The sequence below is a fragment of the Litorihabitans aurantiacus genome, from assembly GCF_030161595.1.
Lineage (GTDB): Bacteria > Actinomycetota > Actinomycetes > Actinomycetales > Beutenbergiaceae > Litorihabitans > Litorihabitans aurantiacus.
Genome location: NZ_BSUM01000001.1, coordinates 1,310,889 through 1,325,332, shown reverse-complemented (window position 1 = coordinate 1,325,332; position 14,444 = coordinate 1,310,889). Strand labels below are relative to the sequence as shown.

The following is a 14,444-nucleotide window of genomic DNA, read 5'->3' as shown; positions in this document are numbered from 1 at the left end:
GGGGCGCTCAGCCGGCGTAGGTGATCTCGACCCGGCGGTTGGCGGCGAGCGTCGCCGCGTCCTCGGGGTTCTCGGTGACGGCGGGGCGGGTGTCGGCGTAGCCCGTCGCCCGCAGGACGAGATCGGGGCGGGCGGCCGCGACGACGGCCGCCACGGCGTCGGCCCGGTTCTGCGAGAGCTGCTGATTCTCGACCGCCCCGACGATGACGTCGGTGTGGCCCGAGACCTCGACCTCGGCCCCCTCCGGGACGTCCGCGACGAGCTGCCCGATCCGGTCCGCGGCCGGCTGACCGACGTCCCAGAGGTCCGGTGCGAACAGGATGTCGGAGGCCAGCGTGATGGTGGTGGCACCCGCCTGGGTCGAGGTCGTCTCCAGGGTCGACACGCCGTCGATCGTGTACGTCCGCACGGAGGCGTCGATGCTCTGCTGGGTGAAGACCCGCGTGGACTGCTGCAGCTGCGCCTCGCTCGGTACCGGCGGCTGCTGCGGAGGTGCGGCAGTGCTGCGCCAGGCGGGGTCGGTGGCGGCACCCGCGGGCGCGGCCGTCAGCACCGCTCCCGCGGCGAGCGCGGCGGTGAGGACGGTGGCGGCCGCGGCGCGGGCGACGGGCCTCGCCGCGCGGCTGGTCGCGGTCACCGCTGCACCTCGACCTCGAGGATCGGGTGGCCCGGCGCGATCTGGACGCTGAGGGTGTCGGTGCCCTCCGGGGGTGCGGCGAAGTAGCCCCACCACATGACCGTCTGACCGTCGGCGGCCTCGACACCGAGGTTGTCGACGCTCCACCCCTGGTCCGCGGAACGCCCGATGACCTGGTACTGGGTGAGGTTCGGCCGGTCGGTCAGGAGCGGCGCGACGCTGCCGGAGCCCCCGTTCATCTCGAACAGCGACCAGGTCTCGCCGGCGGTGCCCGCCGGGACGTTCGGCATGTAGTACAGCTCCATCAGCAGGACGTCGTCCTGCACCTCGAGACGGTGGACGCCGATGGTCACGCCGCTGTCGCCGGGCGCGCCGTCCGGGACGCCCCCGACCTGGTACGGGCCGGCGACGAGGTCGGCGGGATCGAGAGTCTCGACGGGCGGGGGAGCTGCGTCACCGCTGTCGGTGTCGCTGCCGCTGTCCTCGGTGCCGGACCCCGTGCCGGACCCCGTGCCCGTCGCGCTACCGGACTCGGTGCCGCTGTCGGGGCGGTCGCCGAACTAGGCGGTGTCCGGGGTGCAGGCTGTCAGCGCGAGGGCGGCCACCAGTCCCCAGGGGGCGAGGCGTCGGATCGTCGTGGTCATGGTCGTCCCATCTCTCTCGTTCGACTGCTGTCACATCGTTCGTCGCGCCCGGGGGCGGGAAAGTTTCACGACCTCCGCACGGGCGTCCTCACCCCGTCACCGTGAGCACGTGCACGTCCCGCAGCTCGGTGCCCGCGGCGTCGCGGGCGGTGAGGACCACCCGCGCGCTGCCGGCGCTCGTGGGGGTCAGCGTGACCTCGGCGGCATCGGAGACGTACTCGCCGGTGGGGAGCGTCCAGACCCAGCTGTCCGCGCCGTCGACGCGCGCGGTCAGCGTCACCGTCTCGCCCACCGCGATCCGTGACGGTCCCTCGACGGCGACACCCGCCGTCGACGTCGACGACCGTGGGCCGGGACCATCCGCGACGAGGGCGCCCCCGACGCCGCCCACCACCGTCGCGACGGCGAGGAGGAGCGCGAGGAGCCCGCGGCGGGCGCGTCGTGGCCGCGGTGCGGTGGTCGTGCTGCCGACCGGGCCGGGCGAGCGCGTCGACGGCGGGGCGAGCGCGCGTTCGACGTCGGCCAGCCAGGCCCGCGCATCCGGGTGCCGCCGTGTCGGATCCTCGGCGAGGCTGCGACGCAGGGCGGCCTCGAGCTCCGCGGGAACCGCCGAGCCGCGGGCCAACCAGGTCACGAAGGTCGAGGCGGCCCACAGGTCGGCGCGGTGGTCGACGGTGCCGGGGGAGCGCTGCTCGGGCGGCCGGAATCCCGCCGTCCCTCCCGCGACGGTGAGGCCGGAGCTGACGGCCAGGTCCTTGCACAGCCCGAGGTCCGCCAGGACGAGGCGTTCGTCGGCGCGCACGAGAGGAGGGCCCGGCGTCGTCCCCGCGAGCCGCGAGGTGGTGACGGTGCGTGGACCATCGGGTGCGGCGCCGTCGCCCCGCTCGAGCCCGGGGACGGACGTCACGAGGACGTTGTCGGGGCTGAGGTCGCGGTGCACGAGCCCGGCGGCGTGCACGGCCGAGAGCGCGGCGGCGAGCGCCCGCGCGACCGCGAGGAGGTCGCCGGGGCTCGCGACCCACCCGGTCTCGCGCAGGCGGGCGACCCGCGCTGCGAGCGTGCCGCGGTCGGCGAGCTCGAGCACCAGGTACGGCTGCTGCCGGTCCGTCTCGCCGATGTCGTGGACGGTGACGACGTGCGGGCTGTCCACTCGTCGGAGGCTGCGCCCCTCCGCGATGAACCGCTCGCGGACGTCCGGGTTGAGGCTGTGGTTCTCGGCCAGCACCTTGACGACGACCTCGTCCTCCAACCGGTCGTCGAGCGCCCGGTGGACGGTCGCGAAGGATCCGACGCCCAGGACCTCGCGCAGCTCGTAACGGCCGGCGACGGTCCGGGGGCGGGTCACGCGAGATCCCCGATCGACGTCGCCACCATCGCGCGACCGCGGGCGATCTGCCCCTTGACGGTGCCCACCGGCCGCCCGAGCCGCCGGGCGATCTCCGCGTAGTCGACGCCCTCGAGGTCGCGGAGCCGGACCGGCTCCCGGTAGTGCTCGGGTAGGCGGTCGACGGCCTCGCGCACCGTCGCGCGCGTCGCGATCATCGAGCTGATCCGCGCGCTCGGGAGGAGGTCGTCGGCGGGGAGCGGTTCGGTGGCCCGCAGCCGGCGGAGGTGGTCCACGACGCGCCGCTGTGCGAGGCGGTGCACCCACGTCGTGACCCGGGAATCACCGGCGAACGACGTTATCGAGCCGGCGACGGAGATGAGCGTCTCCTGGACGACGTCGTCGACCGCGTGCTCGTCCAGGAGGGACCGCCGCACGAAGCGGCGCACGGTGCCGGACTCGTCGAGGTCCTCCACCAGCATCTCGACGGCGATCGGCCCGCCTGGCGGGTCGCCCGACGCGGCGATCCGGGCGAGGGCGGCCCACCTCGCGTCGGGGTCGATCTCGGCCGCGCGGACTCGTGCGGCGAAGGCGTCGCCCGCGTGGAGGGCCGCGACCAGCGCGGCGGTCGACGGGGCTGCTGCGCCCGCGGGCGCGGCTGGTGCGGCGTCGTCCCTCGTCATCGCACTCCCCTCGCGCGGCGCCGGTACCGCGGCACCACCCTAGGGCTCGGGCGCGCCGACCGGCGCGAGGACGGGCCCACCGGTCGTGCGTGAGAGCATCCCTGGCATGACTGCACCGGAGACCCCAGGGCCCGACGGCCGGGGCGGCGACGTCGTGGACACGGTGGTGCTCGACCTCGGGCAGGTGGTGCTGCGGTGGGAGCCGTGGCGGGCACACCCCCACCTCTCGATCACCGCGTGGGAGGCGGTCGCCCGCGAGATCGACTTCCCGAGCCTGAACCTCCGCGCCGACGCGGGGGAGTCCTTCGCGTCGCTCGAGGCTGAGGTGGCGGCGTCGTGGCCGGAGCACGCGGGCTTCCTCGCCCGCTACGAGGCCGCGTTCGCGGATGCGATCGTCGGGCCCGTACCGGGGATGCCGGAGCTCGTGACCGACCTGCGGTCCGCGGGGTGCGGCTGCTCGGCCTGACGAACTGGTCGGCCGAGACGTTCGCGCGCGGGGCCGCGGCCGTCCCGACGGTCAGCGAGCTGGAGGCGGTCGTCGTCTCGGGCGAGATCGGCCTGGTCAAGCCCGACCCCGCGATCTACCGGCACCTGGTGGCGCAGCACGACGTCGATCCCGCACGAGCGGTCTTCGTGGACGACCGCGAGGAGAACGTGGTGGCCGCCCGGGCGCTCGGCTTCCACGGTCGCGTGTTCTTGACGGCGGAGCGGCTGCGGGCCGAGCTCGTGGGGCTCGGGGTTCCGGGCGTCGGTGTCGGGCCCACCTAGACTGGACCCGGTGACCACCCCCTGCGCGTGCTGTTCGCCGGCACCCCCGACGTCGCCGTCCCGACCCTCCGGGCGCTCGCCGAGCGCCACACCGTGGTGGGTGCCCTGACCCGCCCGCCCGCGCGGCGCTCGCGCCGCGGCGGTGAGGAGCCCTCGCCGGTCGCGGTCGCGGCCCGCGAGCTGGGGATCGAGGTCCTGGAGTGGACCACCCTGCGGACCCCGGAGGCGCAGGAGGCGGTGCGCGCGCTCGGGGCGGACGTCGCCGTCGTCGTCGCCTACGGGGCGCTCGTCCCGCCCGCGCTCCTGGACGTGCCCGCGCACGGCTGGATCAACCTGCACTTCTCGCTGCTGCCCGCGTGGCGCGGCGCCGCCCCGGTGCAGTGGGCGGTGCGGAGCGGGGACGAGATCACGGGGGCGACGACGTTCCGGCTCACCGCCGGGCTCGACACGGGACCGGTGATCGGGACGATGACGGAGGCCGTGCGGCCGCGCGACACGAGTGGCGACCTGCTGGACCGGCTGTCGGAGGCGGGCGTTCCGCTCGTGCTCGCGACGCTCGACGCGCTCGCCGACGGCTCGGCGAGCCCCACCGAGCAGCCCGAGGACGGTGTGAGCCTGGCGCCCAAGGTCGAGGTCGCGGACGCGCGCGTGCCGTGGCACCTGCCCGCGGTCGCGGTCGACCGGTTCGTGCGGTCGATGACGCCGGCGCCCGGGGCGTGGACCGAGCTGGCGGGGACGCGGGTGAAGGTGGCGCCGGTGGTGCCGGCAGCCGGTGCGTCCGGTGGGGTCGGCGACGACGTCGTGCTCGCGCCCGGTGAGATCCGTGCCGGCAAGAACGAAGTGCTGGTGGGGACGGGGACGTCGCCGGTCGCCCTCGGCGAGGTCGCTCCCGCGGGGCGCTCGTGGATGCGGGCCGCGGACTGGGCGCGAGGGGCGCGCCTGGGGGACGGCGCAGCGTTCGACGGCGTGGTGTCCGGCGGCGACGCCGGTGGCGCTTCCGACAGCGGTGACGCCGGCGCGTCCGAGCGCGCGGGGGACGGCGCGGCGGTGAACCGTGGCTGAGCGCGGCGGCAGGCCCCCGACGGGCCGCGGTGGTGGGCGGGACGACCGGGGTGCGGACCGCCGTCGGGACGGTGGGCGTGACGACCGGGGTGCGGACCGCCGTCGGGACGGTGCGCGCAGGCGTGCCGCGGGGCCGGCGGGAGCTGCCGACCGCGGCCCTCGTACCCGGGCACGCGTCGACCCCGCGCGACAGGCCGCGTGGGACGTGCTGCGCGCCGTCGCCGGCTCGGACGCCTACGCGAACCTCGTGCTGCCGGGCCTCCTCGCCGAGCGGGGGCTGAGCGGACGGGACGCGGGCTTCGCGACCGAGCTGGCCTACGGGACGCTGCGGCTGCGCGGCCGCTACGACGCGGTGCTCGCGATGTGCGCGTCGCGCGGACTGAACGAGATGGACCCGGGCGTGCTGGACGCGCTGCGGCTCGGCGCGCACCAGGTGCTGGGGATGAGGGTCGCGCAGCACGCCGCGGTGTCGGAGACCGTGGACCTCGTGCGGGCGAACGTCGGGACCGGTGCGGCGTCCTTCGCGAACGCGGTGATGCGTCAGGTCACCCGCGCGGACGCGGCCGAGTGGGACCGCCGGATGGCCGAGCGCACGAGCGACCCTGTCGAGCTGCTGGGGCAGCGCCTCGCGCACCCGGCGTGGATCGTGCGCGCGCTGCGGGAGAGCCTCGCGCTGGACCCGGGGACGCCGTCGGGTGATCTCGACGCCGAGCTGGTCGCGCTCCTCGAGGCCGACAACGCGGCGCCCGCCGTCACGCTCGTCGCGCGGCCCGGGCTCGTCGAAGAGCGCGAGCTGGGGGACGCGCAGGACGACGGTCTCCTCGAGCCGGCGGGACTCGCGCCGACGGCGTGGCGGTTGACCGGAGGGAGCCCGGACGCGCTCGGGGCGGTGCGGTCGGGCCGCATGGGGGTGCAGGACGAGGGCAGCCAGCTGGTGGCGCTGGCGCTCGCCGGGGTCGCGCTGCGCGACGCGGGCGAGGCCGGCGACGGCGGTCGTGCGGGTGGCGACAGTGGTGCAGGTGGTGGCGGTCGCGAAGGCGACGGCGGTGCCGCCGACGGCGATGACGTCAGCGCCGTCGGGAGCGACAGCACGTGGGCCGACCTCTGCGCGGGTCCGGGCGGGAAGAGCGCGCTCCTCGGCGCGCTGCTGGCCGAGCGGACGGACGCTCGTGCCGCGGCCGGTGAGCTCGTTCGGGGCAGCGTCCTCGTGGCGGGCGAGGTGCAGCCGCACCGGGTCGGACTGGTGGAGCGCAGCGTCAAGGCGCTGCCGCGCGAGCTCGTGGACGTCGTGCAGTGGGACGGGCGCACGGTCGGCCGCGACCGGGCGGGCGAGTTCGACCGGGTGCTCGTGGATGCCCCGTGCACGGGTCTCGGTGCGCTGCGCCGTCGGCCCGAGGCCCGATGGCGGCGCACACCGGCGGACCTGCGCGGGCTGACGCTGCTGCAGCGCGAGCTGCTCGACTCGGCGATCGACGCCACGCGCGTCGGGGGAGTGGTCGGGTACGTGACGTGCTCACCGCACGTGGCGGAGACGCGGGCGGTGGTCGACGCCGTGACGCGGTCGCGATCCGACGTCGAGGTGCTGGACGCCGCGGCGGCCGTGAACGCGGTGGTGGGGAGTCCGGTGGCCGGTCTCGCGGGACCGTACGCGCAGCTGTGGCCGCACCGGCACGGGACGGACGCCATGTTCCTGGCGCTGCTGCGTCGGGTGTGAGGCGGGTTCGCTTCTCGCGTGTGCGATGCCGTGGCGTGAGGCGGTCGAGGTGAGGTGTCGTGGCGGGCGTGAAGCGGGCTGCCGGGAGTAGGTGCGAAGCGGGCTGCTGCGGTGGGGTGGGGCGGTAGGCGCGAGGCGGCGCCGCAATGCCGCGGCGTGGTGCGGTTGTGGGTTGTCCCCAGGTCGGGTTTGCGTTGCGGTGGCGCCGAAATCTGTGGATACAAGTCTGCTCTCGGGCCTGGTTTATCGAACGATCGTTCGATAAGATCGGGGCATGCAGGGGACGCATCGGGATCAGGGTGAGGCCGCGCTGCGGGCTGCCCGCGAGGCGGTGGCCGCGGCCGAGCCCGGACTGACCGCGGCACTGGCCGCGGCCGATGTGATGGATGCGGTGGAGCTGGCTGAGCAGGTGGAGCAGCTGGCCAGGCTGGTGCACCGGTGGCAGGTGCGTGCGGCGGGTGCGGTGGAGGCGGAGTCCCCGGCGGTGCGGCCGGGTGAGGGTCCTCCGGAGGTGCCGTTCCGGCGGGGGTGTGACTTGCTGCGCAGCCGGTTGCGGATCTCGGGTCGGGAGGCTGCGCGGCGTATCCGTGCGGCGGGTGCGGTGCTGCCGCGCCCGGTCATGAGCGGGGGAGTGCTGGCGCCGCTGGCATCGGTCGCGGCCGCCGGGATCGGGATCACGCCGGTGCCGGCGTTCGGGGTGGTGGACATCGCGCCCGGCCACGGGGCTGAGGGCGACGGGGACGGCGACGGGGGCGGTGTGTCCGGTCTGTTGGCGGATGCGCCGGGGCCGGAGGCGTTAGAGGTGGTGCTGCGCACGCTTCAGGAGGTGGGTCGGGTCGCCCCACCGGAGGTGGTGGCCGAGGCTGAGGTCACGATGGTGGAGCACGCGGCCACGTTCGACCCCGAGACGCTGCGGCGGGTGGGTCGCCGGTTGGTGCACCTGCTGGACCCTGACGGGGTCGAGCTCGATGATCGGGTGCTGCGCAGCCGTCAGGGGGTCAAGGTCGGTGCCAGGTGGCACGGGCTGACCCACCTGGACATCTGGGCCGACCCCGTCCAGACCGAGATCCTCATGACCGTCTTCGACACCGGCACCAACCCCCGCCCCCACGGCGCCACCCAGGACCGGGCCGAGGAGGCCGCAGCGCCCGCGAACCCCACCGACCAGGCCGCCACCCCGGAGGGTCTCGACGCGGAGGCCGGCGCGGACACGGGCGGTCCTGACGTGGGCGCGAATGCCGAGGACCGGTCCGCTGATGGCTCCGACTCGGAGCCGGTCGTCGACGACCGCCACCGTGGTCAGCGGATGCTGGACGCGCTGGTCAGCGCCTGCCACGCCGCCCTGCGATCCGGAACGCTGCCCAGGATCGGTGGGCTGCCACCTCAGGTGCTCGTGACGATCGGGCTGGAAGACCTGCGAGCCGACGTCACCTCTGCCGCACTAGCTCGAACGAGGCACCGACGGACGGCCGGGCCGGAAGAGATCGAGCAGCGTGATCCGGGTCCACCCGGCCACACTCCCGACAGCTCACCCACGAGCCGCGACCGGCACCCGCGACCCATTCACGAAGATCCACGCGCGCCACGCACGGCTCGGACCGGTCGGGGGAACCTGCCGCACGCCGGACCCGTCGCGGTCAGCTCGCTGCGGCGTCTGGCGTGCGACGCCGACCTGATCCCGGTCGTGCTGGGCACCGCCGGTGACGTCGTGGACGTCGGACGCGCCCACCGCCTCGTCCCCGCCTCGATGCGCCGCGCCCTCATCGCCCGCGACGCCGGCTGCATCTTCCCCGGCTGCACCATCCCAGCCACCTGGACCGAGGCCCACCACATCACCCCCTGGTCCCACGGCGGACCCACCTCCACGGCCAACACCACCCTGCTGTGCCCGGCCCACCACCACGCCGTCCACCGCGGCCGATGGGTCATCGAACCCGACACCACCCCCTCACCCCGACCTTTCCGCGTCACCTCACCCTGGACCGCCCGCCCCCACCACACCTGGAACGCCTACCCCCGCGGCGCATGAACACGCCTGATACCGCGTCGCGTCGCGTCGCGGTGCGTCGCGGTGCGTCTCGGCCGCGCGTCCGCGCCGCCGATAGGCTGCCGAGGTGGGTATCCGAATCACGCCGAGCATCCTGAACTCCGACGTCTCCGACCTGCGCGGCGAGCTCGCCAAGATCGCCGGCGCCGACTGGGCGCACGTCGACGTCATGGACAACCACTTCGTCCCCAACCTCACCTGGGGACTTCCGGTGGTGGAGGCGATCCTGCCCGTCAGCCCGATCCCGCTCGACATCCACCTCATGATCACGGACGCCGACCGGTGGGCTCCCGCCTACGCCGAGGCCGGTGCGCAGTCCGTCACCTTCCACGCCGAGGCGGCCGCCGCACCGATCCGTCTCGCGCGCGAGATCCGGAAGCACGGCGCCCGCGCCGGCATGGCGCTCCGGCCGGCGAGCCCCGTCGAGCCCTACGTCGAGCTCCTCGGCGAGATCGACATGCTGCTCATCATGACCGTGGAACCCGGATTCGGCGGCCAGAGCTTCCTCGATTCGATGCTGCCCAAGATCCGTGCCGCTCGCCGCGCCGTCACCGACCGCGAGCTCGACCTCTGGATCCAGGTCGACGGCGGCATCTCGCGGTCCACCATCGAGCGAGCGGCCGATGCCGGGGCCGACACCTTCGTCGCCGGCTCCGCCGTCTACGGCGCCGAGGACGCCGCGGCCGAGGTCGAGGCGCTCCGGTCCCTCGCCCAGGCGCGCCACGAGCACTGATCCGAACGACTGACGCGGCGCGTTCTCCGGAGCCGCGTCGTTTGATCTGACCGCCCTCGGGAGCCGGACCCGTCCGACTCTGCGCGGCCTCAGGATCCGAGTCCGTTCGTTCCTGCACCTGCGGACGTTTCACTGACCCGTCCCCGTACGACATTGGTCTCGGCGCGTCGACGCGCAGCGATCAGTCTCACAGTGCGGTGCAGGTCGACGTGACGACAAGAGTGCCGACCCCCTCGGCGAAGCCCACGTGAGCGAGGTCGATCACGTCGTCCGATCCGTGACCGTCCGAGGTCGGGCCCTGGTACCACTCACCGTGGAGGGGTTCGGCGGGTCCCAGCAGACCGGCCTCCTCCCAGGCCTCCGTGATCGTCACGGCGATCGCCTCGTTCTCCCGCGTGAACTCCAGGAACTCGCCGTTCGTGCGCGCCGTCCCGAGGTCGTGCGCCGTGAACTGTCCGGTGAGCTCGAGACGCCGCCCCGGCACGCCGTCGCCGTCCATGCACTCCGCCTCCTCGACGGACAGCGGGACCGGCCGGAGCGCGGCGTCGCCGATCGCCTCGTCGGCGACGGTGAGCAACCGATCCAGCGCGAGACGCGGGTCCGGCGACCCGCCGCCCGCCTGTCCGTCGGTGTGGTCGACCGACGAGGGACCGTCGGTTCCCGCAGTCGCCACGACCGGGCGATCGGACATCGCTGCCGACTGTGCGAGGACGACCAGGGCGACCACGGCTGCTGTCGCACCGACGACGACGGTCGCCATCGGCTGACGCCGCCACGGGACCGTCTCGCGCACGAGGAGCAGGGCGCCGCACGCGCCCCCACCGACGAGGAGGAGACCAGTCACCGTGCCGACGACGGCGGCGGCCCCCGGCGCCGGCTCCACGGAGGCGCAGCGGTTCGACGGCTCCGCCCTCGCTGCGCAGGTCCCAGCCCCGTCGTGCTCGAGCTCTCCGCCGACCTGCACCATCACCACCAGCGACAACGCGAGACCGAGCAGCGCGACCGCGCCGAACCCCCACCCGAGCCCGCTCGACCGCCACCGGCGTGGTCCGGAGCCGTGCGGCAGAGTCGCTGGCACCCCGGTCCGGCCGCAGCCCGACAGGATCGAGCTGCGGCCGACCGACGGGGCGCGACCCCGACCGACTCCCTCCAGGCGCCGGCACGTCCATCGCGGTCGGGTTCCGGCCGCTCGAGTCGGGGTCGAGCACGAGAACGTCTTCCCGTGCGTAGTGCGACGTGCGAGGCACCGCCATCAGATCGGTCAGGAGCTCCACCGGCGGGGTCCCGGTCGCACGCCACGCACCGGTCGGCCGTGCGCGCTCGTCGAGGGAGCACGCCCCCGTCGACGGCGGCTCCGTCGCGGGCGGCGAGGACGTGCGCCGCTCCGGTGAGACCGTTTCCCGGGGCCGGACCGCACATCTCCCCGAGATCATGGACGGGAGCGCCACCACCGTCCGCTCGGGCACGGGCACCCGCGGGGGCGGCGGGACACGAGGAGGCGTCGACGCGGGTGCTCTCCGCCGCGTCCGCCGACCCCGTGCCGTGCGCCGCAGACCGGTGAGCGTCACCGCCGACCACGCCGTCACCACCTGCCACCAGGGCGGCCCCGGTGTGGTGGTGATCGCGGTCACCAGCTGCAGTCCCGTGAGGTGTACGGCCGTCGCGGCGAGGACCCCCGCAGCGGCGGCCGCCACGACCTCGGTGCGAGGCCGCCCGTGCGTCGCACGGCGCATCGTGATGACGGCGTGCTCGGCCGCGAGCCCGGCCACCACCCCGAGGCCGATCGTCCCCGGGAGCCACGCCACGGCGGTGAGAGCGGAGAGCAGCAGCGACACCGTCACGGACGAGAGGTGCGCATCGTGGACCAGGGTCCCCAGGGCCACGACGGTCGGCCACACCAGCGCGGCCCGCCACCACGTGTGTCGAGCGACGTCGCCGGCGTGGATGCGGGGAAGGGGAGTGATCACGCGACTCATGCTGGATCTCCGCAAGTCCTCGCGGGATCCGTTTCACAGGTTCACCTCGAGCCGCCGCAGGATCCGTGCAGACGTGTGCGCGGGGTGAGGGGTTGGGCGCGTCGGCCGACGCGCCCGCACCGCCCGCCACCGCGGGCTCAGAGCCTCGCGAGCACCGCGTCCGCGAAGGTCTCCACCACGTCCGGCACGAGGTGGAGGTTGAACGTCGGCTCGAACATCTCCGCCTCCAGCAGCACCAGGCCGTGCTCGGCGCTGCGGACCGTGTCGATGCGCGCGTAGAGCGGGACGTCCAGGCCCGTCTCCGCGGCGACGGCGGCCATGACCGCGCGCGCGAACGCGATCTCGTCGTCGTCCGCCGCCACGATCTGCGGCGTCTCCTGGTACGCGCCGCCGATGAAGCCGCCGCCGCGCTCCAGCAGGGCACCCTTGGCGATCGCGTGCGTGATCTCGCCGTCGATCAGGTACAGCGCCTTCTCCAGCCCGCGCGAGAGCTCGGGCACCTCGGGCTGCAGCATCGCCGTCGCGCCGCGGCCCAGGATCCTGGCCACGAGGTCTCTCGCCTCCGCCGAACCGGCCTGGACCAGCGCGGTGTCGTGCGCCCCGGCCGACACCGACGGCTTCACCACCACCCAGCCGTCGCCGTGCTCGGCGAGCGCAGAACCAGCCTCCTCGACCTCGCCGTCACCCGGCTCCAGGTACCGCGTCGGCACGACGCCGATCCCTCGCTCGGCGAGAGCGGCGAGGTAGCGCTTGTCCAGGTTCCAGTGCACGAGCGCCGGCTCGTTCAGCACCCGCGTCAGCATCGCCACCTCGGTGAACCACGCCTCGAACTCGGCGACCCGCGACGGGTAGTCCCACGGGCTGCGCAGCACGAGCACGTCGAAGTCCGACCACGCGACCGCCGCGTCGTGCCACACGACCGCCTCCGCCCCGACGCCGCGCTCGCGCAGGGCCGTGAGCAGCCGCGGCGTGTCGACGTCGGGGTCCTCGATCGGGTAGCTGTCCGTGACGACGATGCCCACACGTGCCATGCCTGCTGCTCCTCGTGATCGTTCCGGGCGACGGCGTCCGATCGTAGCCACGCCCCCGGGTCCCGGCTCGCCCGTGCCCGCCGTTGGGACGATCCGTGCGCCGTCCCGGCCGGGCCGCGCGGCCGGACCCTGTGAGGATGGTCCGGTGACCTTCCGCATCGACGAGGGACGACCGACGCCGGACGAGCTTCTGACCCTCTACCGCGAGGTCGGCTGGACCGCCTACACGGAGGCGCCCGAGACGCTCGTGGCCGCCGTCGCCGCCTCGCACACGGTGGTGCTGGCACGGGCGGCGGACGGCCGCCTGGTCGGCCTCGCGCGCACACTCTCCGACGACCACACGATCGCCTACCTCCAGGACGTCCTCGTGCACCCGGACGTCCGCCGCGAGGGCGTCGGGGGTGCGCTGCTGGACGCCGTGCTCGAGCGGTACCGGCACGTGCGGCAGCTCGTGCTGCTGACCGACGCCGAGCCCGGCCAGCGCCTCTTCTACGAGTCCCGGGGGCTGCGGGAGGTGCGCGACGTCGACCCTCCGCTGCGGTCGTTCGTCCGGATCTGAGCAGCGCCCGCGGGGTGATGGCTGCCCGCGCGCGGCGGGGCGCTCGAGGCCACGATGCGGACGTCACACCCGCGTCGCGCCGGTCGCCCGACGGCGCCCGGTAGGATCGCGGCAGAACACACACGTGCTCCGGGGTCGGTGAAAGTCCGAGCCGGCGGTGACAGTCCGCGACCCGCACCTGCACGCAGCCTCCGCTGCGGGCGGGCGCGGTTGACCTGGTGGAACTCCAGGACCGACGGTGAAAGTCCGGATGGGAGGATGCACGAGGTGCGTCGGCGCTCCGCCGACCGGGTTCACGCCCGGCCGCGCGACGCCGCGCACCTGCGTGGTGCACCCGTGTGCACCCGTCTCCCCGGAACGCGACGACGCTACCCGGAGGGAGACCCACGTGACCGGCAGCACCCGCCCGCACCCCGCGATGCGACGCGACTCCACCCGCAGCCCCGTCACCCGTGCACTCACGACGGCGCTGCCCGCGCTCCTGCTCGCACTGGCCCTGCTCGCGGTCTGGGCGTGGGGCGCCACCCGCGTCGGTCCGCTCCTGCTCCCGGCCCCCACCGCCGTCGTCACCGCCCTCGTCGAGCTGGCCGGCACCGGCGACCTGTGGCCGGCCGTCTCCGCCACCGGCGGGGTCGCTGCGCAGGGGGTCGCACTCGCCGTCGTCGTCGCCCTCCCGCTGGCGTGGACGATCGTCCACTCGCGCCGCGCCTCGGCCGCGCTCGAGCCCTACCTGGCCGCGTCCCAGGCCGTCCCCGCCGTCGCGATCGCGCCGCTGCTCGTGCTGTGGTTCGGGTACGGACCGGGCACGACGGCGCTGCTGGCGGCCCTGCTCGTCTTCTTCCCGATCGTCATCACCACCGCGCTGGGGCTGCGCGATCTCGACCGCGAGGTGCTCGCCGCGGCCCGCGTGGACGGCGCCGGGACGTGGCGGCTGCTGCGCCACATCGAGGCGCCGCTCGCACTCGGCCAGGTGCTGGCCGGACTCCGCGCCGGTGTCGCCCTGGCCATGACCGGTGCGGTCGTGGGGGAGTTCGTCATCGGCGGCCGCGGACTGGGACAGCTGCTGGAGACCCAGCGCACCCGCGGCGACACCGCCGGTCTCTTCGCCACCCTCGTCGTCCTCACCGCGACGGCGATGACCGCCTACCTCCTCGTCCGTCTCCTCGAGCGGCGCGCCGTCTCCATGGCGGGGCGATGAGGACGCACCCCGCCCCGGTGGTTCGCGACCCTCTTCCCGGACCGCCGTCGCCCCGCAGCACCCACACC

Annotated in this window: 14 protein-coding genes and 1 riboswitch; of the genes, 8 read left to right on the top strand and 6 right to left on the bottom strand. The window is 74.8% G+C overall.

Annotated features, from left to right (window positions below; genetic code table 11):
* Nucleotides 1-7 precede the first annotated feature (7 nt).
* The 4 genes from QQK22_RS06230 to QQK22_RS06215 all read right to left on the bottom strand — a co-directional run bounded on the left by QQK22_RS06230 (nt 8) and on the right by QQK22_RS06215 (nt 3,288).
* Nucleotides 8-637 carry an OmpA family protein gene (locus tag QQK22_RS06230; protein ID WP_284250158.1) on the bottom strand — a complete coding sequence of 210 codons (630 nt, stop codon included), beginning with the start codon at nt 635-637 and terminating at the stop codon, nt 8-10.
* A complete protein-coding gene (locus QQK22_RS06225) occupies nt 634-990 on the bottom strand; it encodes a hypothetical protein (protein ID WP_284250157.1) in 357 nt (118 codons plus the stop codon). Before QQK22_RS06225 ends, QQK22_RS06230 begins: the two co-directional genes overlap by 4 nt.
* 379 nt (nt 991-1,369) lie before the next feature.
* The gene (locus tag QQK22_RS06220; protein WP_284250156.1) at nt 1,370-2,626 is read right to left on the bottom strand and encodes a protein kinase domain-containing protein; all 1,257 of its coding nucleotides are present in this window, start codon (nt 2,624-2,626) and stop codon (nt 1,370-1,372) included.
* The gene (locus tag QQK22_RS06215; protein WP_284250155.1) at nt 2,623-3,288 is read right to left on the bottom strand and encodes an RNA polymerase sigma factor; all 666 of its coding nucleotides are present in this window, start codon (nt 3,286-3,288) and stop codon (nt 2,623-2,625) included. Before QQK22_RS06215 ends, QQK22_RS06220 begins: the two co-directional genes overlap by 4 nt.
* A gap of 106 nt (nt 3,289-3,394) precedes the next feature.
* Here QQK22_RS06215 and QQK22_RS06210 point away from each other — a divergent pair, with 106 nt between their 5' ends.
* From QQK22_RS06210 to rpe, 6 genes are all read left to right on the top strand, one after another.
* Nucleotides 3,395-3,754: an HAD family hydrolase gene (locus QQK22_RS06210; RefSeq protein ID WP_284250154.1), complete on the top strand. Its 360-nt coding sequence runs from the start codon at nt 3,395-3,397 to the stop codon at nt 3,752-3,754.
* Entirely contained in the window at nt 3,736-4,056 is a 321-nt protein-coding gene (locus tag QQK22_RS06205; protein WP_284250153.1) for an HAD-IA family hydrolase, read from the top strand. Before QQK22_RS06210 ends, QQK22_RS06205 begins: the two co-directional genes overlap by 19 nt.
* 21 nt (nt 4,057-4,077) lie before the next feature.
* Nucleotides 4,078-5,118, top strand: a complete 1,041-nt coding sequence (locus QQK22_RS06200; protein WP_284252581.1) for a methionyl-tRNA formyltransferase — start codon at nt 4,078-4,080, stop codon at nt 5,116-5,118.
* Nucleotides 5,111-6,832, top strand: a complete 1,722-nt coding sequence (locus tag QQK22_RS06195; RefSeq protein ID WP_284250152.1) for an RsmB/NOP family class I SAM-dependent RNA methyltransferase — start codon at nt 5,111-5,113, stop codon at nt 6,830-6,832. Before QQK22_RS06200 ends, QQK22_RS06195 begins: the two co-directional genes overlap by 8 nt.
* A gap of 274 nt (nt 6,833-7,106) precedes the next feature.
* On the top strand, nt 7,107-8,861 hold the full coding sequence (locus QQK22_RS06190) for an HNH endonuclease signature motif containing protein (protein WP_284250151.1): 1,755 nt from the start codon (nt 7,107-7,109) through the stop codon (nt 8,859-8,861).
* Between the two features lie 85 nt (nt 8,862-8,946).
* Complete coding sequence (gene rpe / locus QQK22_RS06185; RefSeq protein ID WP_284250150.1) at nt 8,947-9,612, top strand: ribulose-phosphate 3-epimerase; 666 nt, start codon at nt 8,947-8,949, stop codon at nt 9,610-9,612.
* Nucleotides 9,613-9,799: 187 nt separating this feature from the next.
* On the opposite strand, the gene QQK22_RS06180 is transcribed toward rpe, so the two are convergent.
* Together QQK22_RS06180 and QQK22_RS06175 are read right to left on the bottom strand one after the other, a co-directional pair.
* Nucleotides 9,800-10,456 carry a hypothetical protein gene (locus tag QQK22_RS06180; RefSeq protein ID WP_284250149.1) on the bottom strand — a complete coding sequence of 219 codons (657 nt, stop codon included), beginning with the start codon at nt 10,454-10,456 and terminating at the stop codon, nt 9,800-9,802.
* 1,269 nt (nt 10,457-11,725) lie between these two features.
* Nucleotides 11,726-12,619, bottom strand: a complete 894-nt coding sequence (locus tag QQK22_RS06175) for an ATP-grasp domain-containing protein (RefSeq protein ID WP_284250148.1) — start codon at nt 12,617-12,619, stop codon at nt 11,726-11,728.
* A 145-nt stretch (nt 12,620-12,764) separates the two neighbouring features.
* Between QQK22_RS06175 and QQK22_RS06170 the strand changes: the two genes are divergently transcribed.
* The gene (locus QQK22_RS06170) at nt 12,765-13,178 is read left to right on the top strand and encodes a GNAT family N-acetyltransferase (protein ID WP_284250147.1); all 414 of its coding nucleotides are present in this window, start codon (nt 12,765-12,767) and stop codon (nt 13,176-13,178) included.
* 122 nt (nt 13,179-13,300) lie between these two features.
* Nucleotides 13,301-13,444, top strand: a riboswitch (FMN riboswitch).
* 122 nt (nt 13,445-13,566) lie between these two features.
* Complete coding sequence (locus QQK22_RS06165) at nt 13,567-14,376, top strand: ABC transporter permease (protein WP_284250146.1); 810 nt, start codon at nt 13,567-13,569, stop codon at nt 14,374-14,376.
* Nucleotides 14,377-14,444 lie beyond the last annotated feature (68 nt).

What these genes read in the sequence shown, in the direction of transcription:
- QQK22_RS06215 (WP_284250155.1), bottom strand. Translation starts at nt 3,288, where the DNA reads ATGACGAGGGACGACGCCGCACCAGCCGCGCCCGCGGGCGCAGCAGCC.
- QQK22_RS06210 (WP_284250154.1), top strand. Translation starts at nt 3,395, where the DNA reads ATGACTGCACCGGAGACCCCAGGGCCCGACGGCCGGGGCGGCGACGTC.
- QQK22_RS06190 (WP_284250151.1), top strand. Translation starts at nt 7,107, where the DNA reads ATGCAGGGGACGCATCGGGATCAGGGTGAGGCCGCGCTGCGGGCTGCC.
- QQK22_RS06175 (WP_284250148.1), bottom strand. Translation starts at nt 12,619, where the DNA reads ATGGCACGTGTGGGCATCGTCGTCACGGACAGCTACCCGATCGAGGAC.